Annotated in this window: 24 protein-coding genes and 2 pseudogenes; 13 read left to right on the forward strand and 13 right to left on the reverse strand. The window is 67.8% G+C overall.

Translation table 11 applies throughout. The annotated features are described in order from the left end of the window. Positions 1-2: 2 nt before the first annotated feature. Entirely contained in the window at positions 3-1,529 is a 1,527-nt protein-coding gene (adiC, locus tag SB786_RS24590; protein WP_410729754.1) for an arginine/agmatine antiporter, read from the reverse strand. A gap of 435 nt (positions 1,530-1,964) precedes the next feature. Here adiC and SB786_RS24595 point away from each other — a divergent pair, with 435 nt between their 5' ends. The 5 genes from SB786_RS24595 (at position 1,965) to SB786_RS24615 (ending at position 7,036) form a co-directional block, all read left to right on the forward strand. Then, on the forward strand, positions 1,965-3,035 hold the full coding sequence (locus tag SB786_RS24595; protein ID WP_410729755.1) for an NAD(P)H-dependent flavin oxidoreductase: 1,071 nt from the start codon (positions 1,965-1,967) through the stop codon (positions 3,033-3,035). A gap of 133 nt (positions 3,036-3,168) precedes the next feature. Continuing rightward, positions 3,169-4,623, forward strand: a complete 1,455-nt coding sequence (locus SB786_RS24600; protein WP_410729756.1) for a M20 family metallopeptidase — start codon at positions 3,169-3,171, stop codon at positions 4,621-4,623. A gap of 70 nt (positions 4,624-4,693) precedes the next feature. Further along, positions 4,694-5,803, forward strand: a complete 1,110-nt coding sequence (locus tag SB786_RS24605) for a malate/lactate/ureidoglycolate dehydrogenase (protein WP_410729757.1) — start codon at positions 4,694-4,696, stop codon at positions 5,801-5,803. After that, a complete protein-coding gene (locus SB786_RS24610; RefSeq protein ID WP_410729758.1) occupies positions 5,800-6,219 on the forward strand; it encodes a TfoX/Sxy family protein in 420 nt (139 codons plus the stop codon). Before SB786_RS24605 ends, SB786_RS24610 begins: the two co-directional genes overlap by 4 nt. A gap of 238 nt (positions 6,220-6,457) precedes the next feature. Then, positions 6,458-7,036: an NnrU family protein gene (locus SB786_RS24615; protein WP_410729759.1), complete on the forward strand. Its 579-nt coding sequence runs from the start codon at positions 6,458-6,460 to the stop codon at positions 7,034-7,036. Between the two features lie 125 nt (positions 7,037-7,161). On the opposite strand, the gene SB786_RS24620 is transcribed toward SB786_RS24615, so the two are convergent. The 5 genes from SB786_RS24620 to SB786_RS24640 all read right to left on the reverse strand — a co-directional run bounded on the left by SB786_RS24620 (position 7,162) and on the right by SB786_RS24640 (position 10,810). After that, positions 7,162-7,899, reverse strand: a complete 738-nt coding sequence (locus SB786_RS24620) for a sulfite exporter TauE/SafE family protein (RefSeq protein WP_410729760.1) — start codon at positions 7,897-7,899, stop codon at positions 7,162-7,164. A gap of 192 nt (positions 7,900-8,091) precedes the next feature. Beyond that, a complete protein-coding gene (locus SB786_RS24625) occupies positions 8,092-8,670 on the reverse strand; it encodes a DUF488 family protein (RefSeq protein WP_410729761.1) in 579 nt (192 codons plus the stop codon). Continuing rightward, entirely contained in the window at positions 8,667-8,894 is a 228-nt protein-coding gene (locus SB786_RS24630) for a DUF2945 domain-containing protein (protein WP_410729762.1), read from the reverse strand. Before SB786_RS24630 ends, SB786_RS24625 begins: the two co-directional genes overlap by 4 nt. A 346-nt stretch (positions 8,895-9,240) precedes the next feature. Further along, entirely contained in the window at positions 9,241-9,660 is a 420-nt protein-coding gene (locus SB786_RS24635) for a plastocyanin/azurin family copper-binding protein (RefSeq protein ID WP_410729763.1), read from the reverse strand. Positions 9,661-9,736: 76 nt separating this feature from the next. Further along, on the reverse strand, positions 9,737-10,810 hold the full coding sequence (locus tag SB786_RS24640; protein WP_410729764.1) for a TIGR03118 family protein: 1,074 nt from the start codon (positions 10,808-10,810) through the stop codon (positions 9,737-9,739). A gap of 282 nt (positions 10,811-11,092) precedes the next feature. On the opposite strand from SB786_RS24640, the pseudogene SB786_RS24645 reads away from it, so the two are divergent. The 3 genes and pseudogenes from SB786_RS24645 to SB786_RS24655 all read left to right on the forward strand — a co-directional run bounded on the left by SB786_RS24645 (position 11,093) and on the right by SB786_RS24655 (position 14,484). After that, a pseudogene (locus SB786_RS24645) lies at positions 11,093-12,417 on the forward strand (NAD(P)/FAD-dependent oxidoreductase). A gap of 16 nt (positions 12,418-12,433) precedes the next feature. After that, positions 12,434-12,991, forward strand: a complete 558-nt coding sequence (locus SB786_RS24650) for a helix-turn-helix domain-containing protein (RefSeq protein ID WP_410729765.1) — start codon at positions 12,434-12,436, stop codon at positions 12,989-12,991. A gap of 146 nt (positions 12,992-13,137) precedes the next feature. After that, positions 13,138-14,484, forward strand: coding sequence for a glutamine synthetase family protein (locus SB786_RS24655; protein WP_410729766.1), 1,347 nt, complete (start codon positions 13,138-13,140; stop codon positions 14,482-14,484). A gap of 10 nt (positions 14,485-14,494) precedes the next feature. On the opposite strand, the pseudogene SB786_RS24660 reads toward SB786_RS24655, so the two are convergent. The 6 genes and pseudogenes from SB786_RS24660 to SB786_RS24685 form a co-directional block, all read right to left on the reverse strand. Continuing rightward, a pseudogene (locus SB786_RS24660) lies at positions 14,495-14,821 on the reverse strand (GNAT family N-acetyltransferase); the annotation flags it as partial. Continuing rightward, positions 14,703-15,173, reverse strand: coding sequence for a hypothetical protein (locus SB786_RS24665; RefSeq protein WP_410729767.1), 471 nt, complete (start codon positions 15,171-15,173; stop codon positions 14,703-14,705). The gene SB786_RS24665 and the pseudogene SB786_RS24660, both read right to left, overlap by 119 nt. After that, on the reverse strand, positions 15,131-15,520 hold the full coding sequence (locus SB786_RS24670) for a lysozyme inhibitor LprI family protein (protein ID WP_410729768.1): 390 nt from the start codon (positions 15,518-15,520) through the stop codon (positions 15,131-15,133). Before SB786_RS24670 ends, SB786_RS24665 begins: the two co-directional genes overlap by 43 nt. 51 nt (positions 15,521-15,571) lie before the next feature. After that, positions 15,572-16,333 carry an N-acetylmuramoyl-L-alanine amidase family protein gene (locus SB786_RS24675; protein ID WP_410729769.1) on the reverse strand — a complete coding sequence of 254 codons (762 nt, stop codon included), beginning with the start codon at positions 16,331-16,333 and terminating at the stop codon, positions 15,572-15,574. Positions 16,334-16,480: 147 nt separating this feature from the next. Further along, positions 16,481-18,100 carry an FAD-dependent oxidoreductase gene (locus SB786_RS24680; RefSeq protein WP_410729771.1) on the reverse strand — a complete coding sequence of 540 codons (1,620 nt, stop codon included), beginning with the start codon at positions 18,098-18,100 and terminating at the stop codon, positions 16,481-16,483. Beyond that, positions 18,100-19,614, reverse strand: coding sequence for a polyamine aminopropyltransferase (locus SB786_RS24685; protein ID WP_410729772.1), 1,515 nt, complete (start codon positions 19,612-19,614; stop codon positions 18,100-18,102). The genes SB786_RS24680 and SB786_RS24685 overlap by 1 nt, the downstream gene beginning before the upstream one ends. Positions 19,615-19,750: 136 nt before the next feature. Here SB786_RS24685 and SB786_RS24690 point away from each other — a divergent pair, with 136 nt between their 5' ends. The 5 genes from SB786_RS24690 to speD are packed head-to-tail and all read left to right on the forward strand — an operon-like array spanning position 19,751 to position 23,299. Continuing rightward, positions 19,751-20,137 (forward strand): DUF350 domain-containing protein, encoded by a 387-nt coding sequence (locus SB786_RS24690; protein ID WP_410729773.1) that lies wholly within the window; start codon positions 19,751-19,753, stop codon positions 20,135-20,137. Between the two features lie 26 nt (positions 20,138-20,163). Continuing rightward, positions 20,164-21,234, forward strand: coding sequence for an SPFH domain-containing protein (locus SB786_RS24695; RefSeq protein WP_410729774.1), 1,071 nt, complete (start codon positions 20,164-20,166; stop codon positions 21,232-21,234). A 9-nt stretch (positions 21,235-21,243) separates the two neighbouring features. After that, complete coding sequence (locus SB786_RS24700; RefSeq protein WP_410729775.1) at positions 21,244-22,764, forward strand: DUF4178 domain-containing protein; 1,521 nt, start codon at positions 21,244-21,246, stop codon at positions 22,762-22,764. Then, positions 22,764-22,925 carry a hypothetical protein gene (locus SB786_RS24705; protein ID WP_410729777.1) on the forward strand — a complete coding sequence of 54 codons (162 nt, stop codon included), beginning with the start codon at positions 22,764-22,766 and terminating at the stop codon, positions 22,923-22,925. The genes SB786_RS24700 and SB786_RS24705 overlap by 1 nt, the downstream gene beginning before the upstream one ends. Further along, positions 22,922-23,299, forward strand: coding sequence for an adenosylmethionine decarboxylase (gene speD, locus SB786_RS24710; protein WP_410729778.1), 378 nt, complete (start codon positions 22,922-22,924; stop codon positions 23,297-23,299). The genes SB786_RS24705 and speD overlap by 4 nt, the downstream gene beginning before the upstream one ends. Positions 23,300-23,306: 7 nt before the next feature. On the opposite strand, the gene SB786_RS24715 is transcribed toward speD, so the two are convergent. Then, entirely contained in the window at positions 23,307-23,759 is a 453-nt protein-coding gene (locus SB786_RS24715) for an SRPBCC family protein (RefSeq protein WP_410729779.1), read from the reverse strand. Positions 23,760-23,875 lie beyond the last annotated feature (116 nt).

Here is a 23,875-nt window from a genome sequence, read left to right on the forward strand (position 1 = left end):
GGTTATTCCCCCGTTTGCTGGGTTGCCTGGACGCCCGCGGCCGGCGAGCGGGCGTGAAGAATGTCGGCCTCGTGTCGACCCACCGAGATCCAGAAGGTGGCGACGAGCGCGACGATGGTGACGCCGAGCGCGAGATAGCGCACCCAGCGCGGCGAACGGCCGCCCGGGTGGACATGGGTTTCCTCGATTTCGCGCTGGCGGTTGATCGACAGCTCGTAGAACACGATCGTCGCGATCACGAACATCAGCGACCAGCGCGTCTGCTGGCCGTCGGAGCCGACCATCGCCCACAGCGCGTAGACGGCGCCGATCAGGCCGACGATCGTGTAGAAGGTGAACTGGTGCGACGGCATCTTGCCGTAGCCGAGCACCTTGATCGCGATGCACGAGTAGATGTACGGCAACAGCGTCATGATCACGGCGATCGACGCGATCTTGCCGAACTGCTCGCTCGCGCTCGGCGACATCGTCGCGAGCACCTGCACGGACATGATCACCGCGACGATCGCGAGGCCGGCCGACGGCACGTTCTTCGAGTTGACGCGTGCGAACACGCCGGCGAACAGGCCGTCGTCGGCCGCGGCCTTCGCGGTCTGGCCGACCAGCAGCGTCCAGCCCGCGAGCGAGCCGAGGCAGCCGAGCGCCGCGCAGATCGCGACGGCGTTCGCGGCGGTGTCGCCGAGCGCGAGGCGCGCGGCATCCGCGAACGGCGCGCTCGACGCGAGCAGCGCCTTGTTCGGGATCATCCCCATGATCACGGTCGAGCTGAGCACGTAGCACACCGCCGCGAGCACGACGCCGCCGACGGTCGCGATCGGCACGTTGCGCGACGGATTCTCGACGACGCCGGCCGACACCGACGCGCTCTCGACGCCGATGAACGCCCACAGCGTGAAGTTCAGCGTCGCGCCGATCGCGCTGAAGCTGCTCGCGCCCGACACGTTCCAGCCGGCGAAATAAACATCCTTGCTGAACCAGAACCAGCCGAACACGGCCATCCCGAGGATCGGCACGAGCGCGAAGATCGTCGTGACCGACTGCACGCGGCCGACGATGTTCGGCCCGAGGATGTTCGCGTAGGTGAACAGCCAGATCACGAAGATCTGCGCGAGCGCGAACACGAGCGGGTCGCGCAGCACGGGGAAGAAGTGCGTCAGATAGCCGAGGCCGGCGACCGCGAGGCCGACGTTGCCGAGCACGTTCGCGAGCCAGTAGATCAGGTTGGTCTGGTAGCCGATGTACGGGCCGAACGATTTGCGCGCATACGCATACGGGCCGCCGGCGGCCGGATCGATCGCCGCGAGCTTCGCGAACACCAGCGCGAGCGACACGGCGCCGACCACGGTGATGAGCCAGCCGAAGATCGCGATGCCGCCGGTGGCGGCGAGGTTCGCGGGCAGCATGAAGACGCCGGAGCCCATCATGTTGCCCGCGACCATCAGCGTGGCGGGGACGACGCCGATTTTCGGCGCGGAAATCGCGGCCGGCGCGGCGGCGGAGCGGGAGGAGGACGAGCTGGCATCGGACATGCGGGGCTCCTTGAATGGACGTGATGCGAGTGAGGTGGCGCGGCCCGGCGCCGGTCGACGATTCCGGAATGGATCGCCGTTTTAAAAACGACGTCATGTTATATCGCTGATCGATTTTTTTAATGGTAAACGCGTATATTTAATGAGTTAAATGTTGATCGATGTCATTGAAGTGCGTCGGGTGGAATTGGGGGGCGGGCGCTGCGCCGCGATACGGAAAACTTCGCTGGGTTCTGCCGCGGTGCGCCGGGAATGTTGATTTCCGGCGGGTCGGGGGCGATGGATGATCCGGATTTTTGACGAATTGGATGGAGCATTTGGGACGTAAATGCTCCGGTCTTTCGGGCTCGATTTTATCGGTTATTATCTGGCGCGTTGAATATAGAGCCGCGCAAGCGCGCCGCCGGTGCGCATGATTTTTCCTTTCGAAGGATGATGCCGATGCTGCCTTCCCGTTTGCCGCTGATTCAGGCCCCGATGGTCGGTTCGCTGAGCGCGCTTGCAATCGCGGTCTGCGAAGCCGGCGGGCTCGGCTCGCTCGCATGCGCGGCGCTCGGCCCGCAGCAACTGCGCGACGAGATCGCGGCGATCCGCGCACGCACGCAGGCCCCGTTCAACGTGAACTTCTTCTGCCATACGCCGCCCGCGCCGGACGCCGAGGTCGACGCGCGCTGGCGTGCGGCACTGGCCGGCTACTACGCGGAAGCCGGGCTCGATCCGGTCGACGTGAAGGGCGGCGCCGGCCGTGCACCGTTCGACGACGCGATGTGCGCGGTGGTCGAGGAAATGCGGCCGGCCGTCGTCAGCTTTCATTTCGGGTTGCCGGACGACGCGTTGCTGGCGCGCGTGCGTCGTACCGGCGCGCGGATCGTGTCGTCCGCGACGACCGTCGAGGAGGCGTGCTGGCTCGATGCGCGCGACGTCGACGCGATCATCGCGCAGGGCGCGGAGGCAGGCGGGCATCGCGGGATGTTCCTCGCCGATGACATTCACGCGCAGCCGGGGCTGTTCGCACTGTTGCCGCAGATCGTCGACGCGGTGCGCGCGCCGGTGATCGCGGCGGGCGCGATCGCCGACGGCCGCGGCATCGCGGCCGCTTTCGCGCTCGGCGCACGTGCGGTGCAGATCGGCACCGGCTACCTGCTCACGCCGCAGGCCGGCCGCTCCGCGCAGCACCGCGCGGCGGTGCGGGCGGCGCGCGACGACGGCACCCGCATGACCAACCTGTACACGGGCCGGCCGGCGCGCGGGCTGCTGACGCGCTTCATGCGCGAGCAGGGGCCGATGAGCGCGCTCGCGCCCGCGTTCCCGCTCGCGACGGCCGCGGTCGATCCGCTGCGCGGCGCATTCGAACGGCAGGGCCGCGACGATTTCTCGCTGCTGTGGTCGGGCGAGGCCGCGGCGCTCGCGCGCGAAGAGCACGCCGGGGTGCTGACGCGACGACTGTGGGATGACGCGCTGGCGTGCGCGGCGGGGCTGCGCGACACGTTTCCGCCGGGCGACTGAACGGGCGCGCAAACGCTGGAAGGGGGCCGAAGGCAAGCCAGAAGCCGGCGGCGGAAAGAGCCGCGCAAAGGCCCCGGGCCGGTGCCATCGGCGTATCATCCGGTTTTTCATCAGCCCGATCCAGGCACCCATCATGACCTCCGTCGACACTACCCCCGTCCTCGACCATGACAAGCTCGTTACCTTCGTCGAGCGCAAGTGGAACGATGAAATCCTCCACGCATTGACCGACTACATCGCGATCCCCGCGAAGAGTCCCGCATTCGACCCCGACTGGGCGCAGCGCGGGTATCTCGAACGCGTCGTCACCGATGCCGCGCAGTGGGCCGAACGCCAGCCGGTGAAAGGCCTGAAGCTCGAGATCGTGCGCCTGCCCGGCCGCACGCCGGTGATCTTCTTCGAAACGCCCGCGACGCGCGCGGGCAGCACCGACACGATCCTGCTGTACGGCCACCTCGACAAGCAGCCCGAATTCGACGGCTGGCGCGCGGACCTCGGCCCGTGGACGCCGAAGTTCGAGAACGGCAAGCTGTACGGCCGCGGCGGCGCGGACGACGGCTACGCGATCTATGCGAGCCTCGCGGCGCTCGGCGCGCTCGACGAGCAGGGCGTCGAACGGCCGCGCTGCGTCGGCCTGATCGAGACCTGCGAGGAGTCGGGCAGCTACGACCTGCTGCCGTACGTCGACGCACTGCGCGACCGGCTCGGCCAGGTGTCGCTCGTCGTGTGCCTCGATTCGGGCGCCGGCAACTACGACCAGATGTGGCTCACGACGTCGCTGCGCGGGCTGGTGTCCGGCGACCTGCAGGTCGAGGTGCTTGAGGAAGGCGTTCACTCGGGCGTCTTCGGCGGCATCGCGCCGTCGAGCTTCCGCGTGATGCGGCAGCTGTTCGAGCGCCTCGAAGATGCGAAGAACGGCAATCTGCTGCCGGGCGTGTTCCATTGCGAAATTCCCGACAGCCGCGTGCGCGAAGCCGACGCGGCCGCCGCGATTCTCGGCGACAGCGTGTGGAAGGGGCTGCCATGGGCGTGTGGGATGGACGGCAAACCGGTGCTGCCGACCACGACCGATCCGCGCGAGGCGCTGTTGAATTCGACGTGGCGTCCGTCGCTGTCGGTGACGGGCGCGGCCGGCCTGCCGGCGCTTTCCGACGCGGGCAACGTGCTGCGTCCGCGCACCGCGTTCAAGCTGTCGCTGCGCCTGCCGCCGCTCGTCGACGCCGCGCAGGCCGTGCAGCAGCTGAAGGAACTGCTCGAACTCGATCCGCCGTACAACGCGAAGGTCACGTTCAAGCCCGACGCGGGCGCTGCGACCGGCTGGAGCGCGCCGGATCTCGCGCCGTGGCTCGCGTCGTCGCTCGACGCCGCATCGCGCCGCCACTTCGGCGCGGACTGCGCGTACATGGGCCTCGGCGGCACGATCCCGCTGATGAACGTGCTGCAGGAAGGGTTCCCGTCCGCGCAGTTCATGGTGTGCGGCGTGCTCGGCCCGAAGTCGAACGCGCACGGCCCGAACGAGTTCCTGCACGTGCCGTACGCGAAGAAGCTGACCGCGGCGGTCGCGGACGTGATCGCCACCGCGCGCTGAGCGTTCGCGCTGCCAGTCCCGATCCGACCCAACCCGACACGATCCCGCCTGACCTGACGGAGCCTTGCCGATGACCGCGCTGCCGACACCCGCTACCGACCCGCTGCGCATGCGCGCCGAACCGCTGCACGCATTCGTCGCGGCACTCTGGGAGCGGGCCGGCAGCAGCGAGCGCGAGGCGCGGCTCGTGGCCGATCACCTGGTCGGCGCGAATCTGGCCGGGCACGATTCGCACGGGATCGGGATGATCCCGAACTACGTCGCATCGTGGCGGGAAGGGCAACTGCAGTTGAACGGGCACGCGTCGATCGTCCGCGATGGCGGCGCGGTGCTGACGATCGACGGCGGGCGCGGCTTCGGCCAGGTGATCGCGTTCGAGGCAATGGTCGAAGGGATCGAGCGGGCCCGGCGCATGGGCATCTGCGCGATCGGGCTGCGCGACGTTCATCATCTCGGCCGCATCGGGCACTGGGCCGAGCAGTGCGCGCGCTCGGGCCTCGTGTCGTTCCATTTCGTCAACGTGCCGGGCGACTTGCTCGTCGCGCCGCTCAACGGCACCGATCCGCGCTTCGGCACGAATCCGTTCTGCGCCGCGTATCCGCGCGCGGGCCGCCCGCCGCTGCTGCTCGATTTCGCGACGAGCGCGATCGCGTACGGCAAGACGCGGGTCGCGTATAACCAGGGCAAGCGCGTGCCGGTCGGGTCGCTGATCGATCATCGCGGCCAGCCGAGCGACGATCCGGCCGTCATGCACGAGCAGCCGTTCGGCGCGTTGCTGCCGTTCGGGCTGCACAAGGGCTATGCGCTGGCCGCGATGTGCGAGATCTTCGGCGGCGCGCTGGTTGGCGGGCATACGACCTACGGCGACACGCTGCAGAAGACGAGCGCGATCGTCAACGGGATGCTGTCGGTGTTGATCGACCCGAACGCGTTCGATGCAGCCGACGCCCAGCGTGAAGCCGATGCGTTCGTCGCGTGGGCGAAGGCGTCGCCGCAGGCGGGTGATGCGCCGGTGCGGATGCCAGGCGAGCCGGAGGAGGCAAGCCGCGCGGCGCGCGGCGCGGACGGCATTCCGGTCGATCGTGCGACGTGGCGGCAGATCCGCGAGAGCGCGGCGGCTGTCGGCTTCGACGACGCGGAACTCGACGCGTGGACGCAGCGCTGCACGGAGCCCGCATGAGCTGGCAGGCGGACAAGGCGCACGGGGAGGAGATCGCTTACCAGCTCGCGCCGCTCGGCAAGGTAGAGGTCGTGCGGTTCTTCAGCGGCGCCGCGATGCGGCTCGACGGCGTGATGTTTGGCTTCATGTCGCGCGGGTCGCTGTTCCTGCGCGTCGACGACGTGAACCGTCCCGCGTTCGTTGCGGCCGGGATGGGGCCGTTCTCGTACGAGCGGCCCACGCGCACCGTTGCGCTCGAAGGCTATTACGAAACGCCGGCCGACGTGCTCGAGGACGCGGGCGCGCTGTTCGATTGGTGTCGCGGCGCGTATCGCGCGGCGCTGCTGGCGGGGGCGCCGAAGCGCAACGCACGGCCGAAGTCGAAGCCGGCACCGAAACCGGAGGCGACGCGCAAGCGCACGCAGCGTCGGCCGTAAGACGGCGCTCTTTCCTTTCTTGTCCTTTCTTTCGAGCCACGGCGGGTGCGCGCAAGCGCCGAGCTTGACGCAGCGCATGGTCCGCCTGCTTCACAACGGCGGCCCCGGCGTTTATGATCGGCGCGATTGCGTCCGTGCCCGGCGCAACCCGAGCCGGTGTCGCCGCCGGCCTCGCGAACGGCGCATCGAAAGCCGCGCGAATGCTTCCCCCACTCATCGTTCCAGACGGAGATAGCCGATGCTCGTCCTGATTCTCGGTTTAGCGATCTTCCTCGGTGTGCATTCGATCCGGATCGTCGCGGATGGCTGGCGCTCCGCAACCATCGAGCGGATCGGCGAGAAACGCTGGAAGGGCCCCTATGCGATCGCGTCGATCGTCGGCTTCGTGCTGATCATCTGGGGTTACGGGATCGCGCGCCAGAGCGCGACGCTGCTGTGGGTGTCACCCGTGGGCGTGCGCCACCTCACCGGCATGCTGACCGCGATCGCATTCGTGCTGATCGCCGCGGCCTACGTGCCGCGCAACCGCATCAAGACGCTCGTCGGTCATCCGATGGTAGCCGGCGTGATGGTGTGGGCGGTCGCGCACCTGCTCGCGAACGGCACGCTGCATGCGGTCGTGCTGTTCGGCGCATTTTTCGTGTGGGCGCTGGTCGATTTCGTCGTGTGGCGCGCGCGCGACCGCCGCGACGGCGTCCGCTATCCGGCCGGCAGGCTGTCGGGCGATGCGGTGACGATCGCGGCCGGGCTCGTCGTATGGGCCGTGTTCGCGCTTTTCCTGCACGGACCGCTGATCGGCGTGCGGCCGTTCGGTTGAACGTGGCCGCCTGCAACGATTGACGAGTGGGGCGCACGCGCCGCCCCGGGCGCCTGCGACATCGACGCGGCGCATTCCCCGCTACCCGCGCTCCCTCAACGTACGGACGCCTGCCCGAGCGTGCGTCAGATCGGCTTGACGAACAGCCCGACGGTCAGCGCGGCGCCGATGCAGACGATCGCGATCCGCAGCACGCGCTCGTTCACGCGGTGCAGCGCCCACGCGCCGAGCAGGCCGCCGACGATCGCGCCGCCGCCAAGGGCGATCGCCGCCTGCCAGTGCAGATGCGGCGAGGTCAGGAACAGCACGACCGCCGACGCGTTCATCACGCCTGCGAGCGCGTTCTTGGTCGACATTGCGTGACGCGGCGACAAGCCGGCCATCGTCAGCGCGGCCATCATCAGGAAGCCGATGCCGCCGCCGAAGTAGCCGCCGTAGATCGCGATCAGGAACTGCGCGATCGCGGCCGTGACGGGGCCGAGATGCTGCGTGTCCGCGCCGGGCTTGCGGAAGAAGCTGCCCCACGCGAACACGATCGTCGCGAACAGCACGAGCCACGGCACGAGGTGCGAGAAGATCGACGACGGGGTTTTCAGCAGCAGCAGCCCGCCGAGTGCGCCGCCGACCACGCTGATCGCGAACAGCGCGCGAAACGGCAGCTTGCCCGCGCCGCGCACCATGTTTCGGCTCGCCCAGCCCGTCGTGACCTGGCCGGGGAACAGCGCGACCGTCGACGTGATGTTCGCCGCGAGCGGCGACATGCCCGACAGGATCAGCGCGGGCAGTGTGACGAACGAACCGCCGCCCGCGAGGGCATTCTGCAGGCCGGCCCACAGGCCGGCGATGATGATGAGAGCGAGCATCGGTGAGGGAGCGCGGAGGTGGCGGGGCGCGCGGGCCGAAAGCCACGCGCGCGCGATGATCGCCCGATGGTAATGCAGGATCGCGGCGTTGCAAACCGCGGCGAGCGCGTGGCGTGTCGGGCGGCCGATATGGAGCGTTGCGCCGCGCGTCAGGCCATCGCCGCCGTGCGCACGAGCACGGCCAGCGCCGCGTTACTCGTTCGGTTGCCCGGCGGTGCCGTCGGCAGCCGCATCGCTGTCGACGTCCGGATAGACGATCGTGCCGTCGTCCCGGATCACCGCGCCGGCCGTGAGACGCGCGGGCTCGACGCGATTGCGGCCCATGATGTGCAGCACCGTTTCGCCGCGCGCGATCAGGTAGTCGGACACGATGCGCCGGTGACAGCGCCACCACACGGCTTCCGAACACATGATCGCGCAGCGTTGCCGGTGCCCTTGCGCGATCAGCTGGTCGAGGCCGGCTCGAAACTCGGGCGACAGCGCGTAATCGGCGTAGCGATGGAAGCTGCGGTTGGTCCAGAAGTCGTTGACCTCGTCGGGCACGCCGCGCGACTTGCCGCGCAGGCCGCCGAGTTCGGCGATGTGCTCGTACGCGATATCGGCGGCGGCCAGCGCGTCGGGCAGCGTCGCTTCGTTGAACTGCGGATTCGTGCGCGAGCGCGTCATCTTCCGGATATCGGCAAGCAGCGCGATATCGACCGCGTCGAGCATCTCGACGAACTCGTCGAGAGTGCGGTTCGAATGGCCGATCGTGTAGAACGGGAGCGTCACGCGTCGTCCTTGCCGGCTATGCGTTCGAGCACGCGGCCGCGATGCGCGGCGATGTGGTCGGTCCGGTCGCTCTTGATCTCGTATTGCGGATCGTCCGGCGACGCGCGATGGCGATGCCCTTTGTAGTCGAAATCCTGCGTGTGGATCGCGATGATCGTGCCCGTCACGTAACCGGCTTCGGAATTCCAGCGGACGTGGTCGCCCAGTCTGAATGGCTGCGTCATGCGGAAAGCCTCCTTGCGTCGATGCCGCGTTCGCTTGCCGTCGCGCCGCGGGTTGCCCGTAGCGCGACGGCAACGCGTGCAGGGGTTCATTATGCGTCGGGACCGGATGGTGGAAAAGCGACGCGTCCGCAGGCCGACGAACTAAAGTTGCCGACACGTTGAAAAGGGAGGCGGGCAGCAACACAAGGGCATCCGTCGGCGTGACGCCGAGCGGCGCTGCGCGACGGACGAACTGAACAGGAGCCGAGGTCGGCGGCGCACATGCCGGGCCGCGCCGCGCGGCCAAGTCTCCTGTTACGATCGCACGGCGGCGCTGCCGGGCTGTCTTTCGGGCCGCCGAAGTGACTTACGGCGTCACGACAAGCGCCGTGTGCATGCCCGCAACATAATGTCCCGGCTTGTTGCAGATCAGCACGTAGTGGCCGGGCATGAGCTTGAATGACGCGCGCTTGCTCGTTCCCGGGGCGATGTCTTCGACTTCGCCGATCTTTCTCAACCTGTGCTCCAGCACCTGCCCTTTGCGGACAGGAAGTGCATCATCTGAGAGATTGGTCCTGAGCAAGACGAGTTCGTGCTCCATGTTGTTGTCCACAGCATTTTTGACATCGAACGTGACGCGACCCGCTTTCATGTTGTGTGTGTCGAGCTGGATCGAATTCGAACGCAACGTCGCGTTGACGGTTTGCTCCGCCCAGCCGGGATGCGATGTCATGCCGAGGGCAGTCACACTGGCGACGACGGCGATTCGGTAAGTAGTGGCGGCCATGGGGGCCTCCTTTGCATCGAAACAACGCGCCTATCCGGCGTCGAGCGATTGCCGCAGGCAATCCCGGCCAGAACGCTCACGGGCCGACGTCGATGCGGCCATAGACACCGTCGGCTTCGTCGTTGGGGCCGGCAGCAAAAAACAGTGTATTGACAGGTTGATTGTTGAGGCCGTTGCCGAATGCGATGCCCCACAGCCCCGGCTCGACGATCGCCTTGCCGTCGAGTTGCTGCAGGGTCCCGCGCAGCATGCCTGACGTCGCATCGAACGCGTGGATCATGCCGTCACCGAAGTTGCCGATCAGAACGGTGTTGCTGAAGCGGCCAAAATCCGCGGGTGCAGGCGCCATGCCCCACGGCGCATTCAATGGTTCGCCGGAGGCGAAGCGTTGAATGAATTGTCCCGATGGGCTGAACACGTCGATCAAACCCAATCCTGCACCAGCGACGTCGTCGTGTGCTGCCGCATCCTGCTTCGCATAAGCAACGTAAAGTTTCGAGTTGATGGCCTGAATTCCAAACGGCGCAAACCCGGCCGGCAAAGCGGGATCTTGAAATGCACCGGTCGTCGTCACCTTTGTGAAGGTCCTGTCGAAAACATCGATCCTGTTGTTGTGGAAGTCCGTTGCGTATAGGAAATTCGCGCCGTTGTTGCTGGCCATGGCTAGCCCTTTGTAGACGGCACCGCCGCCGCTGTCGAACACGGTGACGGCCGAGGTCGGATTGACGGCTGGCGACCACGCCGTGATCGTTCCGCCCTCGCCGGCGAAAATGAAGGATGCCGGCCCCGATTTTGTGCCCTGGGTCACCACGAAGTCCGACGTGCCATTGAATACGATGCCCGTGGGGGACGCGTCGCCTTGCGAGCCGGCGGGGATCGTCACGACGAGCGATTGCGGTACGCCATTGCCGTCATAGAGCGTTGCGTGCTGCGTCCCGTTATCCGCGACCCACACGAAACCCCTGGGATTGAAGGCAATGCCCCACGGATTCTTCAGGTTTGTATCCACGTGAGCAGCGGGTAGGGCACCGTCGGAAACCAGTACATCGACCTTGTACTGACTGACGTGGGATGAATTGCCGCATGCTACGACGCTGGTCAGCACGAATGCGATCATCGCAGCGCCGAGCGTTGTATGGACCTGTTTCATGGCTGGGCTCCGAACACGATTGGGACGTTAGTAAACGGACCGGCCGATGCGTTTATTCCGTTCGCTTCGTTTGACTTCAAACACCGGAACCGGCCATCGCCGCTGATGCTGCGCCGGCCGAGCCAGAGAATCTCCGGCATGCGGGGCTCGAGACAACGGCGTTATGAGAACCTGAAAAGAGCGCAACGTTAGTTGTCCAACTTCCGCGCCGAACACCGCATTTCCCTGACGACCCGCCGCACGATCCCCCTTGCTTCCGTGAAATTGCCGTGCTAATTTTTCATGAAATTAACCGGCGTAAATTTCACGGGAGTCCGCATGTTCGTGCAGTCCGACCGTCACGTCGCAAGCTACTACGCCGGCACCTACCCGGCGCCGATCCCGCGGCGTCCCGAACTGGACGAACGCATCGACGCCGACGTGCTGGTGGTCGGTGCGGGCTTCAGCGGGCTGCACACGGCGTTGCGTGTCGCGCTCGCGGGCAAGCGCGTGGTCGTGCTCGAAGCGAGCCGCGTCGCGTGGGCCGCATCGGGCCGCAACGGCGGTCAGGCGTTGCTCGGCTGGTCGTGCGACATGCAGCCGCTCGAGGATTCGCTCGGCCGCGACGGCGCGCGCCTGCTGTGGGACAGCATGCGCTGGGCGGCGGCCGAAGTGCGCGAACTGCCCGCCCGTCACGGCTTCGACATCGACTACCGGCCCGGCAGCCTGTGGGCCGCGCTGCGCCCGCGTCGCGTCGCGATGCTCGCGCAGGCCCGCGACGAAGCGGCGCAGCGCTGGGGCTACGACCGGTTGCGCGTGATCGGGCAGGCCGAGATGCCCGAGTGGATCGGCAGCACGCGCTATCTCGCCGCGCCTACGATCCCGAGGCCGGCCATCTGAATCCGCTGAAGCTCGCGCTCGGTCTCGCGCAGACGATCGAGCGGGCCGGCGGCCGCATCTTCGAGCAAAGCCGCGTGCTCGATTATCGCGAGACGGCCAGCGGCCACGTCGCTCGCACCGCGCACGGCGAAGTGCGCGCGGACGTGCTCGTGCTCGCGTGCAACGCGTACGTCGACCGGCTCGATCCGGAGCTGTCGCGCCGGCTGCTGCCGGTGGGCACCTATCAGGTCGCGACCGCGCCGCTCGCGCCGGACGTCGCACGCTCGCTGTTGCCGCATAACAGTTGCGTGATCGACAACCAGTTCGTGCCCGACTACTTCCGCCTGAGCCCCGACAACCGCCTGCTGTTCGGCGGCGGCTGCACGTATCTCGGCGGCATACCCGCCGACATCGCGGCGGCGACACGCCCGCGCCTCGAACGCGTGTTCCCGCAACTGGGCGGCGTGCCGCTCGACTACGCGTGGGGCGGCCACATCGACATCAGCATGCGACGCACGCCCGACATCGGCCGCCGCGGCCAGCGCTTCTGGCTGCAGGGCTTCTCGGGACACGGCGTGCTGCCGACGCTCGCCGGTGCGCGCGCGGTCGCCGATGCCGTGCTCGGCGACGATCGCCTGCTCGCGCAGTACCAGCGCATCCGCAACCCGCGCTTTCCCGGCGGCGACCGCCTCGCCGCGCCGCTGGAAGCGATCGGCAAGGTTTGGTACCGTCTGCGCGATACCGTTTGACGCACCGGAATCTGACATGAACGAACAGGAAGAGATAGAAAGTCTGGCGATCCTGATCCGCGACCTGCGCAAGCATCGCAAGGTCACGCTCAACGATCTCGCGGAACGGATCGGCCGCTCGGTCGGCTTTCTGTCGCAAGTCGAGCGCGGGCTGTCGCGCCCGACGGTGGCCGATCTCACCGCGATCGGCGAGGCGCTCGGCGTGCCGACCACGTATTTCTACAGCCTGAGCAAGCCGCGCAGCGTGCCGTGGGTCACGCGGCCCGACGAGCGGCGCACCGTGTATTACGCGGCCGGCATCACGGACATCCTCGTGTCGCCGAACATGCGTTCGCGCTTCTCGATCCTCGAGAGCCATCTCGCACCCGGCGCGAGCAGCGGCGAGCGCTCCGTCGACGACAGCGACGAGCAGGGCGGCTTCGTGCTCGAAGGCGAGCTGACGGTCTGGATTGACGGCGACGACACACCCGTCACGCTCGGCCCGAACGACGCGTTCCAGTTGCCCGCGCACCAGCGGTTTCGTTACGCGAACCTGGGCGACACGCTGACGCGCGTGATCTGGGTGTTCACCTGAGTCGTCGGCGCGGCGGCCTGACGTGCCCCCATGCCGTGCCGCCGGTTTGCAGTACTGATCGACATCGGGCATGTGACGTGCCGCATGCCGATGTGTCCGGTCGCCGCGATGCGGCACCGCCATACAAGACATGGAAAGGATGAGACATGGCTGACGTCGTTCCCGTGCTGGTCGATGAAGTCCGCGCATTCCGGCAGGCGCATCCCGAGATCCGTTATGTCGACCTGATCTGTCTCGACCTGCCGGGCCACTTCTACGGCAAGCGCTATCCGATCGATGCGCTCGAGAAGGTCGCGTCCGGTGCGCTGCTGAAGCTGCCGCAGAACTGCGTGCTGCTCGGCACGCAGGGCGGCCTCTACAAGATCGGCGATTACTGCTTCAACGACGGCGACCCCGACGCGCCGCGCCGCCTGATTCCCGGCACGCTGAAGCCGGTGCGCTGGGAGCGGCAGCCGCTCGCGCAGATGCTGATCAGCTCCGACGGCACCGATGCGCCGATCGAGTTCGAGCCGCGCGAGGTGCTTGCGCGCGTGCTGCGGCGATTCGAGGCGCGCGGCATCCGGCCGGTCGTCGCGTTCGAACTCGAGTTCTATCTGTTTGCCGCGCAGCTCGCGGACGGGATGCCGCAGTATCCGCGCGACCGCCTGAGCGACGACCGCGACGATCAGCCGAACATGCACATCGAACGCCTGTCGCGGTTTTCCGACGTGCTGCACGAGATGGTGGAGGCCGCGCGCGAGCAAGGTGTCGACGCGACGGTGATCACGGCCGAGCTCGGGCCGGGCCAGTTCGAGATCAACTTCGGCCATACCGACGATGCGTTGCGCGCGGCCGACTGGTCGGCGTTGTTCTGCCGCAGCACGCGCGGCGTTGCGTTGCGGCACGGCTATCGCGCGAGCTTCATGGGCAAGCCGTACCTGCATGCGCCGGGCAGCGGGATGCATGTGCACGTGAGCCTGTACGACGATGCGGGCCGCAACCTGCTCGCCGCCAACGGGCAGCGGCCGCTGCTGCATGCGGTGGCCGGCTGCCTCGTGCTGCTGCCGCACTGCATGCCGGTGTTCGCGCCGAATCACAATGCGTTCCGCCGCTATGGATCGATGGTGAACGCGGCTAGCCGTGCAAGCTGGGGCTTCGAGGATCGCGACGCGTGCATCAGGATTCCGGATTCGGATGCGCGCAATCTGCGCATCGAGCATCGGCTCGCGAGCGCGGACGCGAATCCGTATCTGGTGCTCGCGGCGATCCTGGCCGGAATGGAGCACGGGCTCGATGCGCAGCTCGAGCCGATTGCGCCGCTCAACGACGATCGCGGCAGCGGGATCGATTTTCCGAAGGAGATGCTGTCGGCCGTCGCGGCGATGCAGGATCATGCGGCCGTGCGCGACGGGCTCGGCAGCGAGTTCGTGATGGTGTATTGCGAGAACAAGCGGCAGGAGGAGCTGGATTTTCGCAACGAGATCGGTGCGCGGGAGTATCGGTGGTTTCTGTGAGCGCATGACGCGTGACCCCGCAGCGGGTCACGCGCGATCGGCATGCGTGAGCGATCAGCGCGGCGCCGATTCCCTGTCCGCAATGCGACGGATGCAGGTAGATCGCTTCAACCTCGCCCCAGGTCGCGTCCTTGTCGGCGTCGCGTGTCGGGCCGTAGGCGATCCAGCCCGATGGCTGGTTTTCTGTGAATGCGAGCGCGACACGCGGCCGCCCCGCGTCAAGCGCATCGCGCCACGCGGCGGTGCGCTGTTCGACCGACAGAGCGGCGAGGAATCGCGCAGGCATGATGCCCGGGTAGGTCGCTTGCCACGATGCGACGTGGATGTCGGCGATGATCGGCGCGTCGGCGGACGTGGCGGCGCGGATGTCGATCGTCGTATTCGGTGCCATGCGTACTCCGCGTGATCGGTTGCGGCAATTCGCGTGTGTCGCCGTCCAGCGTGAAGGCGACCGTGTACGGATGGGTTCCGATACCGGCCAGCGGAATGACGATGCCTTCCAGCACGGTGGTGTTGCGGCTGTCGCTCAGGACCTCAAAGAATTCTTGCTGCGTCGACGTGCTCTGCGCGGTTCGGCAACGCGGATATGGCGGGAAAGCGGGTGCCGCGCCGCGAAGCGATTCACGGCACGACACCCGTGCAGCGCTTACTCGCCGAGCTTCGCCGTCACGCACCCCGTGCTGGAGCATTCGCGCTCGCGTTCGCGCAGGAACGACAGGCGCGATTGCGTCGCGTCGATCGCGCACTGGAGGTTCACGAGGTAGCCGTCGTCGCGCGTTTCGCTGCAGCGGTCATCGCGCTGCTTCATCCACGCGAGCTGGCTCGTCTTCAGCTTCGCCTGCTGATCGCCGCTCAGGTGCTTGCGCACGCGGCCGTACTGGTCGTTCAGTTCGCGGTCGAGCTGCGAGAACTCGTTGCTGCTGCAGTACACCTGATCGAACGCGCTGCGCGGTTTCCCGCAGCCGGCCGCATGCGCGGTGAAGGGAACGGCAAGCGCAAGCAGCGCAAAGGATGCAAGCAGATTCTTTTTCTTCATGGTGGTGCTCCTCACTGGGTGAAAACCGTTGAAACCGACCGACGCCAGCCTCTACCTGGCCGCCGTACACGCATCGATCCCGCCCGCGATCGCGGCGGCGAGACGCTGGATCGTCTCGCGCTGCGCGAGACGCTTTTCCTCGTCGGGATTGACGATCACGCCAGCCTCGACCAGCACGGCCGGAATCGGCGCGGTGCGCAGCACGACGAGATCGTCGAAGCGATGGATGCCGAGTTGCGGATCGATCAGCGGACGGTTCTCGCCCTTGATCGGCTGCGCGTGATACAGCGACGGCCGTTCGCCGCTCGCGATCATCCGCTCGGCGATCGACTTCGCGCAACGCAGGCTTTGCGCATAGTGCGGATTGCGCTCCGACACGAACACGGCGAAACCGCGGAATTCACGTTGCCGTCCCGCGTCGATGAACTGCTGCTGCATCGAATCGTGATGGATCGACACGAACAGGTTCGCGTCGGGCGCCTGCGTCGAACGCTGGTCGAGCGTGATCTCGCGGCCGTCGGCCGACGTGCGCAGCACGCGATCGCCGTGCGTGGCGAGCTGCTCGGCGACGGCGGTGGACAGGTCGAGGTTGTACCGGTATTCGACGCGGCCGCTCGCGCCGGTTGCACCCGGACGGGCCGGCGTATGGCCGGTGTCGACGACGATGTAGCGGCCGGACGCGGGCTGCGCGTCCGGGCTGGCGGCATCGGCCGCATGCAGCGCCGGCGGCGCGGCGAGCAGCGGGGCGCACGCGAGCAGGCGCGCGGCGGCGCGAGCGAACGGGCGAAGGCGTCGAACGGTTCGGTGTGTCATTGTTGTTGTCGAGGAGGGGATACGGTGCGGCGAATGGCGCGCACCGTCGGCCTGCTCAATGCAGTCGGAATGTCGCGCGATTATAGCGGTTGCCGGCGGCGCCGCAATGACGGAATGCGCGCCGCCGCGTGCGCCGGCACCCGGCGCTCAGGCGAGCACGCGCCGGGCCGCGAGCATGCCCCAGTACGACGCTTCCTCGAACAGCGACAGCCCGGACAGGTCCGCATGCGCGAACACGACGGGGCCGTCGGCCTCGCGCAGCGCGAGCAGCCCCGGCCGGCTCAGGAAGCCGACGTCGGGTGTCGCCATCGCGTGACCGCGCACGGTGATCTCGAGCGCGCTCGCATGCTTCCACAGCTCGCGTCCGTACACGGCCTGCAGGTCGATCGCCGCCTGCTCGCGCAGCGCGTCGGGCTGCGCCTGCGCGAGCCAGCGACGTGTGTCGTCGGGCGTGCGCGTGCTCAACGCCTGGTACGCGGAGAACACCGAGCGCGTCGGCGGCGACATCCGGATCATCTGGTGCGTCGACACGACATAGCCGAGCCCCGCGCCGTCGTAGACGACGTTGTCCCACGCGAGCGGTACGCCGGCTTCCTCGGCCGGCATCCCGTCGAGCAGGAAGTTGGACACGAGCCACGGCGCGCGCGGCGGCAGGTCGCGCGCGGGATCGAAGCCGTACGCGGGAAGCTGCGCAAACACGCGCGCCGCGACGAACAGCGGCATCGCGCTGACGACGCGCCGCGCCTTCAGCATGAACGTCGACAGCGTACCGTCGTCGGCGATGCGTGCGCACAGCACGTCGACGCCGCCCGCCCGCTCGGTCGCGCGAACGGCGAAACCGTCCCTCGACCATGCGTTCGAACCGGTGCGCGTGGTGATCGAATCGCTCAGCTTCGTCACCATCGCATGCAGCCCGTCGGGCCAGGTCAGCACCGCGCCATCGCTCGCGTTGCGCGCATGGCCGCCGCGTGCCGAGAAATAGTGGAGCCCGGCCCACGCCGACACGTGCTCGTAGCCCGCGCCATAGTCGTCGCGGCAGCAGTAGTTCAGGTACCAGTGCAGCGCGCTCGCGGTGTAACCCTCGTCGAGCAGCCACTGCTTGAACGAGCGCCGGTCGAGCGCCCGCCAGCGCGCGTCGCGTGACGATTCCGCGATCGGGATGCAGAACACCTTGCGGCCGTCCGCGCCACGCGCGGTGCGCAGGCCGTCCGTGTACGCGAAAAAGCGCGTTTGCTGCGCGAGCGCGTCGGCGTCGAGGCCGGTCGCCGGCACGATGCCGTCCTGCCACTCGCCGCGGATGAACAGACGTTCGTCGGGCGCGTGCACGAGCACGCGTTCGTCGTACACGGGTTGCGCGGAGAACGGCGCCGACTCGATCACGCCGAGATCGGCGAGCATGTCGCGCAGATGCGCGGATTCGAGCGACGGCAGCGGCAGGTAGTGCGCGCCTTTCGGATAGCCGAGTTCGCCGAAGCGGCCTCCCGCCGCGTTGCCGCCGAACTCGGGGCCCGCGAGCACGACGAAGCGCGTGTGACCGGCGCGCGCGAGCTGCCACGCGCACGACAGGCCGGCCGCGCCGGCGCCGAGGATCGCGACGTCGGTCTCGATCGTGCCGGACGGCGGCGGCAGCGCCGCGTGGTCGCGCAGCGCATGGCCTTCGCGCATGCCGGGGTAGCCGACGCGCGGCGTCGTCTCGATCCAGCCGGTGCGCCCGCACGCGGCGAGCGACGCGGCGGCGGACGCGACGAGGAAGGTGCGGCGATCCATCAGCGCAGCACGTGCTTCCAGTCGTCGTCGAAGCGGCGCACGAGCGGCTGGTCGTTGAGTTCGTTCGGCGACATCGGCCGCGCCGGCATGTCGGCCGGGAAGTGGAACATCTCGACGGCCGTCTGCGCGTCGAGCCAGCGCGTCGGCACCGAATAGTGCGTCGGCACGGTGAAGTCGCGGCGCTTGCCGGCGATCACGAAACCCCAGTCGCCGAACGACGGCACGTAGCAGTGGTACGGCCACGTGTTGAGCCCGGCTTCGTGCAGCGTCGCGACGATCGTCCAGTACGCGTGCGGCGCGAAATACGGCGACGTCGACTGGATCACCGCATAGCCGTTCTCCGACAGGTGGCGCGCGAGCAGCCGGAACACCGGCACCGAATACAGCCGGCCGAGCCCGAAGTTGGTCGGGTCGGGGAAGTCGACGACGATCGCGTCGTACACGTCGGCGCTCGATTCGAGCCAGCGCACCGCATCGGCGTTGATCACGTGCACGCGCGGGTCCTTCAGCGAACCCTGGTTCAGCTTCACGAGCGGCGCGGAGGTCGAGAACAGCTTCGTCATCGCCGGATCGAGATCGACGAGCGTGATCTGTTCGAGGTTGCGGTGCTTGAGCAGTTCGCGCACCGCGAGGCCGTCGCCGCCGCCGAGCACGAGCACGCGCTTCGCCCACGGCAGCGCTTCGATCGTCGGATGGATCAGCGCCTCGTGATAGCGATGCTCGTCGCGCGACGAGAACTGCAGGTTGCCGTTCAGGTACAGCCGCATGTCGTCGTGCCACTGCGTGAGCACGATGCGCTGATAGGGCGTCGTTTCCGAATAGATCGTCTCGTCGCCGTACACGCCGTGTTCGGCCCAGTGCGTGATGCGCTCCGACAGCGCGAAGCCGGCGACGAGCAGCCCGATCACGAGCGATGCGCGCATCAGCTTGCCGCGCACGTTGCGGATCTCGTCGCGGAACAGGTGCGTGGTCCACAGCGCGACGAACGCGTTGAGCAAGCCGAACAGGAAGCTCGTGCGCAACAGGCCGAGACGCGGCGCGAGCACGAGCGGGAAGATCAGCGACACGGCGAGCGAGCCGAGATAGTCGAAGGTCAGCACCTCGCTGACGGTATGGCGGAACGCCTGCCGGCGCTGCTGGAACGCACGCATCACGAGCGGGATCTCCATCCCGATCAGCAGGCCGAGCGCGAGCACGAGCGCGTAGAGCGCCGCGCGAAACGGCGCGGCCAGCCAGCCGAACACCGCGAACAGCAGCGCGGCCGACACGCCGCCGAGCAGGCCGACGAGCAGCTCGATGTCGACGAAGCGGTCGAGCACGTCGTCGTCCTCGACGAACTTCGCGAGCCACGAGCCGATCCCCATCGCGAACAGGTAGCAGCCGATCACCGACGAGAACTGCAGGATCGAATCGCCGAGCAGGTAGCTCGCCAGCGCGCTGCTGATCAGTTCGTAGCCGAGCCCGCACGACGCGAGCACGAGGATCGACAGGACGAGCGCGCGCTTATGCAGCATGGCGCGTCCGTTGTGCAGTGTTCGGCAATGTGGATATACTGGCGCGGCCATCCGTGGGGCGGCCGGGCGCGGGGCGGCGCGCCATGGGCCGACCGGAGAGGGGGCGGCGAAGCGAGCACAAAATCCGAGGAAAAGAATGAATAGTGCCTATCTTTATGCGGTTCATTTACTGTCGGCGTTCGTGCTGCTTTTTGTGTTCGCGGCAGTGTACCTGAAGGTCACCCCGTTCGACGAACTGGCACTGATCCGCCACGGCAACCCGGCCGCGACGCTGTCGTTCGGGGGCGCGCTGATCGGCTTCTGCCTGACGCTCGCCTCCAGCATCGCGCACAATTCGACGCTCGGCGAAGTCGTGCTGTGGGCCGTCGGCGCGATGGCCGTGCAGCTCGTCACCTACGCGGTGCTGACCCGCCTGATCGCCGGCATGAACCATGCGATCGAGGATCGCAACGTCGCGATGGGCGGCCTGATGGGCACCGCATCGCTCGTCGTCGGCATCATCAATGCCGCCTGCCTGACCTGACGCGCCACGCGTTCGAGGAGACCGACATGAGTCTGGGTTCGTTTATCCGCAAGCAGTTCATCGACGTCCTGCAATGGACGGAAGACACCGACGGCGTGCTGGCCTGGCGCTATCCGATGGAAGACCAGGAGATCCAGTACGGCGGCCAGCTGACTGTGCGCGAAACGCAGGTCGCGATCTTCGTCAACGAAGGCAAGGTCGCCGACGTGTTCCAGCCCGGGCTCTACAAGCTGGAAACGCGCACGCTTCCGGTGCTCACGTACCTGAAGAACTGGGACAAGTTCTTTCAGTCGCCTTTCAAGTCGGACGTCTACTTCTTCAGCACCCGGCTGCAGCTCGGCCGGCGCTGGGGCACCGCGCAGCCGGTGACGATCCGCGATCGCGAATTCGGCTTCGTGCAGCTGCGCGCGTTCGGCATCTACTCGTACCGGATCGTCGATGCGGCTGCGTTCCACCGCGAGGTGAGCGGCACGCGCGCGCAGTACACGGTCGACGATCTCGAGCAGCAGCTGCGCAACCTGGTCGTCACCGCGATGAGCACGACGTTCGGCGCGGCCGACGTGCCGTTCGTCGACATGGCCGCGAACCAGACGCTGCTGTCGCAACGCGTCGCCGAGGCGCTGGTGCCGGTGTTCACGCGCTACGGCCTCGCGCTCGATGCGTTCGCGGTCGAAAGCGTGTCGCTGCCGGCCGAGCTGCAGAAGGCGCTCGACCTGCGGATCGGCGCGGGGATGGCCGGCGATCTCGGCCGCGCGACGCAATACCAGACCGCACAGGCGATTCCGCTGGCCGCGCAGAACCCGGGCGGCATCGCGGGCGTCGGCGCGGGGCTCGCGGCCGGTGCGGTGATCGGCCAGGCGATGGCCGGCCAGCTCGCGGGCGCCGCGCACGCGGCGCAAGCGGCGCCGCCCGCGCCCGCCGCGGCACCGGTTGAGGCTGCGCAGCCGGCCGCACCCACCGCCCCGGCGGCCCCCACCGAAGGGACCGACTACGTGCAGCGTCTCGAGCAGTTGAAGGCCCTGCTCGACAAGGGTCTCGTGACCGAAGAAGACTATTCGCGCGCGAAGGCGGAAATCCTCGCGAAGCTCACCCGGTAAACGTCGCGCATGTTCAGTACTTCGTGCCCCCAGTGCGGCGCGCCGGTCGAGTTTCGCTCGGCGGCGGCGGTAATGGCCGTCTGCGCGTTCTGTCGCAGCACGCTCTTCAAGCGCGGCGCCGACGTCGAACGCATCGGCGAGCTCGCCGCGGTGCTCGACGACGCGTCGCCGATCCAGATCGGCACGGCCGGACGCTACGGCAAGCGCACGTTCACCGTGCTCGGCCGCATCCAGATGACCTACGACGCCGGCACGTGGAGCGAGTGGTACGTCGTGTTCGACGACGGCGCGTTCGGCTGGCTGTCGGATGCGTCGGGCCAGTATGCGGTCACGGTGCGCGAGCCCGACGATGCGTCCGCCGGCGCGTGGCCTGCGTTCGGCACGCTCGAACCCGGCATGCGGATCGATCACGGCGGCCGCGCCTATCTCGTGTCCGACGTGCGCACCGCACGCTGTACGGGCGGCGACGGCGAGCTGCCGTTCCGTGTCGATGCGGGCTGGCAGGCGCGCGTCGTCGACCTGCGCACCGGCAACGCGTTCGCGACCTACGACTATTCCGACGCCGATGCGAACGGCGGGAGCCCCGCCGTCTATACGGGCGAGGCGCTGGAGTTCGACGCGCTCGCGTTCACCGGACTGCGCGATGCCGAAACCGATACGCGCGAGAAACGCGGCGCGGCGATGGTGCCGTTCGCGTGCCCGAGCTGCGGCGCGCCGCTGTCGTATGCGCCGAACCTCGCCGATTATGTTGTGTGCGGTAGCTGCCACGCGGGCGTGCAATGCACGGCCGAGCAGCAGACCGTCTTCGCCGCGCAGCGCAGGCTCGATGCGGTGAAGGGCGCGCTGGAGCTCGGTGCGACCGGCACGTTCGACGGCGTGAAGTACACGGTGATCGGCATGATGCGTTGCCGCGTGCCGGGCGACGACGAGACGTGGGACGAATACCTGCTGCTGAACCCGAAGCGCGGCTTCCTGTGGCTCGTGCAGAGCCAAGGGCGCTGGGAGCGCGTGCAGGTGCTCGATCACTGGCCGACGATCGGCGGCGAGTCCGACGTGATCGACAATGGCAAGACCTATCGACTGCGCGAGACGTACGACTCGGAAGTCGTGTACGTGGTCGGCGCATTCAACTGGCGCGTACAGATCGGCGACCGCACGTCGATCGTCGACTACGGCTGGCAGAAGGACAAGCTCACGCGCGAGCGCAGCGCCGCCGAGATCGTGTGGTCGCGCGCGCGGCCGCTGTCGGCCAGCGCGCTCGCCGAACGCTTCGCCACGCCGGCGCTCAAGACCGCGGCGGTTGCGCCCGCAACGGGTTCGGCCGGGAAGTCGACGGGCTTGTTCGATGCGAAGTACCCGCACAGCTTCGCGCCGCTGCCGATCGTGTTCAGCGCGCTGCTGGTGATCTTCAACATCGGCTCGCTGTTCTCGTTCAGCGGCCGTTCCGTCTACGTGCTGGTCGGCCTGCTCGTGCTGTGGCTGCCTGAATGGCTGTGGAAAGGCTTCGCATCGGATGGAGGCAACACCTGATGCGTCACACCCTCTATGCACTCTACGGGCTGATCGTCGTCACGTTGTTCAGCTGCACGTCGCTGGGCGGCAGCGGTTCGGGCGGCGGGAGTTCGGTCGGCGGCGGGTGGGGCAGTTCGTCGGCGCGCAGCGGCTACTCGTCGTACGGGTCGCACAAATGACGGCGCGCGCGTGCATCGCTCCGCCGCGCGCGACGCTCGGCTCGCACGTGCTGGCCGATCTCGCCGGCATCGACGCGGCGCTGCTGCGCGATGCCGCGCGGCTCGAAGCGATTCTTGCCGACGCCGCGCAGCGGGCCGGCGCGCGCGTGATCGGCGCGCATTTCCATCATTTCGGCGGTGAGCACGGCGTGACTGGCGTCGTGCTGCTCGCGGAGTCGCACATCACGATTCATACGTGGCCCGAGCACGGCTTCGCGGCCGTCGACGCATTCATGTGCGGCGCGGCCCGCGCGGCCGATGCGGTCGACGCGATTGCCGCCGCGCTCGGCACGCACGCGCAAGTGCGGCAGCAGGTCGCGCGCGGCGTCGCGTGAGCGGCGCTCAGCGCGGCAGCGCTTCGGCCTCGGCCCAGCGCTTGAACGAGTCGAGACGCCGGCGCGTGTGCACGAGATAGAACGCGCCGATCAGCGGTTCGAGCAGCCAGCGCAGCCATGCCGGCTGCGCGCGGAAGTGGTACGTGAACTTCACTTCGGTCGTGCCCGGTGTGCGCTCGGTGAAGTTCCAGCTGCCGCTGAAGCATTCGAGCACCTTCGGCCCGTCGACCATCTCGACGGCCGCGACCTGCGGCGGACGGTACGAGATGTAGCGCGACACCATCGTCGCGCCCGACTGGCTGCGGCAAAACGCGTCGACGCCGACGTCGGCCGTCATCCCGTCGGGCAGATAGGCGTCGGCGAGAAAGCTGTCCCACACGAGCCGCCGCGCGTAGTCCTGCGACCACGTGAAGAGGCGCCTGCGATCGACGCCGACGATCCGACTCACTGAAATTCTCATGAAGGATGGCGGGCACACCGGCGCGGATTGGGATGAAATCGAGTGTAACGCGCCAAAACCGCGTGTTTCGTCAGACTTCGTCAAGTCGAGCGCAGGCTCGATTGACCTTCTCCGGG

The sequence above is a fragment of the Burkholderia sp. SIMBA_062 genome (assembly GCF_046534765.1).
Taxonomy (GTDB): domain Bacteria; phylum Pseudomonadota; class Gammaproteobacteria; order Burkholderiales; family Burkholderiaceae; genus Burkholderia; species Burkholderia ambifaria.

Coding starts and splice junctions, on each gene's coding strand:
- adiC (WP_410729754.1), bottom strand. CDS start 1,529: ATGTCCGATGCCAGCTCGTCCTCCTCCCGCTCCGCCGCCGCGCCGGCC.
- SB786_RS24595 (WP_410729755.1), top strand. CDS start 1,965: ATGCCGATGCTGCCTTCCCGTTTGCCGCTGATTCAGGCCCCGATGGTC.
- SB786_RS24600 (WP_410729756.1), top strand. CDS start 3,169: ATGACCTCCGTCGACACTACCCCCGTCCTCGACCATGACAAGCTCGTT.
- SB786_RS24605 (WP_410729757.1), top strand. CDS start 4,694: ATGACCGCGCTGCCGACACCCGCTACCGACCCGCTGCGCATGCGCGCC.
- SB786_RS24610 (WP_410729758.1), top strand. CDS start 5,800: ATGAGCTGGCAGGCGGACAAGGCGCACGGGGAGGAGATCGCTTACCAG.
- SB786_RS24615 (WP_410729759.1), top strand. CDS start 6,458: ATGCTCGTCCTGATTCTCGGTTTAGCGATCTTCCTCGGTGTGCATTCG.
- SB786_RS24620 (WP_410729760.1), bottom strand. CDS start 7,899: ATGCTCGCTCTCATCATCATCGCCGGCCTGTGGGCCGGCCTGCAGAAT.
- SB786_RS24630 (WP_410729762.1), bottom strand. CDS start 8,894: ATGACGCAGCCATTCAGACTGGGCGACCACGTCCGCTGGAATTCCGAA.
- SB786_RS24635 (WP_410729763.1), bottom strand. CDS start 9,660: ATGGCCGCCACTACTTACCGAATCGCCGTCGTCGCCAGTGTGACTGCC.
- SB786_RS24640 (WP_410729764.1), bottom strand. CDS start 10,810: ATGAAACAGGTCCATACAACGCTCGGCGCTGCGATGATCGCATTCGTG.
- SB786_RS24650 (WP_410729765.1), top strand. CDS start 12,434: ATGAACGAACAGGAAGAGATAGAAAGTCTGGCGATCCTGATCCGCGAC.
- SB786_RS24655 (WP_410729766.1), top strand. CDS start 13,138: ATGGCTGACGTCGTTCCCGTGCTGGTCGATGAAGTCCGCGCATTCCGG.
- SB786_RS24665 (WP_410729767.1), bottom strand. CDS start 15,173: ATGCTCCAGCACGGGGTGCGTGACGGCGAAGCTCGGCGAGTAAGCGCT.
- SB786_RS24670 (WP_410729768.1), bottom strand. CDS start 15,520: ATGAAGAAAAAGAATCTGCTTGCATCCTTTGCGCTGCTTGCGCTTGCC.
- SB786_RS24675 (WP_410729769.1), bottom strand. CDS start 16,333: ATGACACACCGAACCGTTCGACGCCTTCGCCCGTTCGCTCGCGCCGCC.
- SB786_RS24680 (WP_410729771.1), bottom strand. CDS start 18,100: ATGGATCGCCGCACCTTCCTCGTCGCGTCCGCCGCCGCGTCGCTCGCC.
- SB786_RS24685 (WP_410729772.1), bottom strand. CDS start 19,614: ATGCTGCATAAGCGCGCGCTCGTCCTGTCGATCCTCGTGCTCGCGTCG.
- SB786_RS24690 (WP_410729773.1), top strand. CDS start 19,751: ATGAATAGTGCCTATCTTTATGCGGTTCATTTACTGTCGGCGTTCGTG.
- SB786_RS24695 (WP_410729774.1), top strand. CDS start 20,164: ATGAGTCTGGGTTCGTTTATCCGCAAGCAGTTCATCGACGTCCTGCAA.
- SB786_RS24700 (WP_410729775.1), top strand. CDS start 21,244: ATGTTCAGTACTTCGTGCCCCCAGTGCGGCGCGCCGGTCGAGTTTCGC.
- SB786_RS24705 (WP_410729777.1), top strand. CDS start 22,764: ATGCGTCACACCCTCTATGCACTCTACGGGCTGATCGTCGTCACGTTG.
- speD (WP_410729778.1), top strand. CDS start 22,922: ATGACGGCGCGCGCGTGCATCGCTCCGCCGCGCGCGACGCTCGGCTCG.
- SB786_RS24715 (WP_410729779.1), bottom strand. CDS start 23,759: ATGAGAATTTCAGTGAGTCGGATCGTCGGCGTCGATCGCAGGCGCCTC.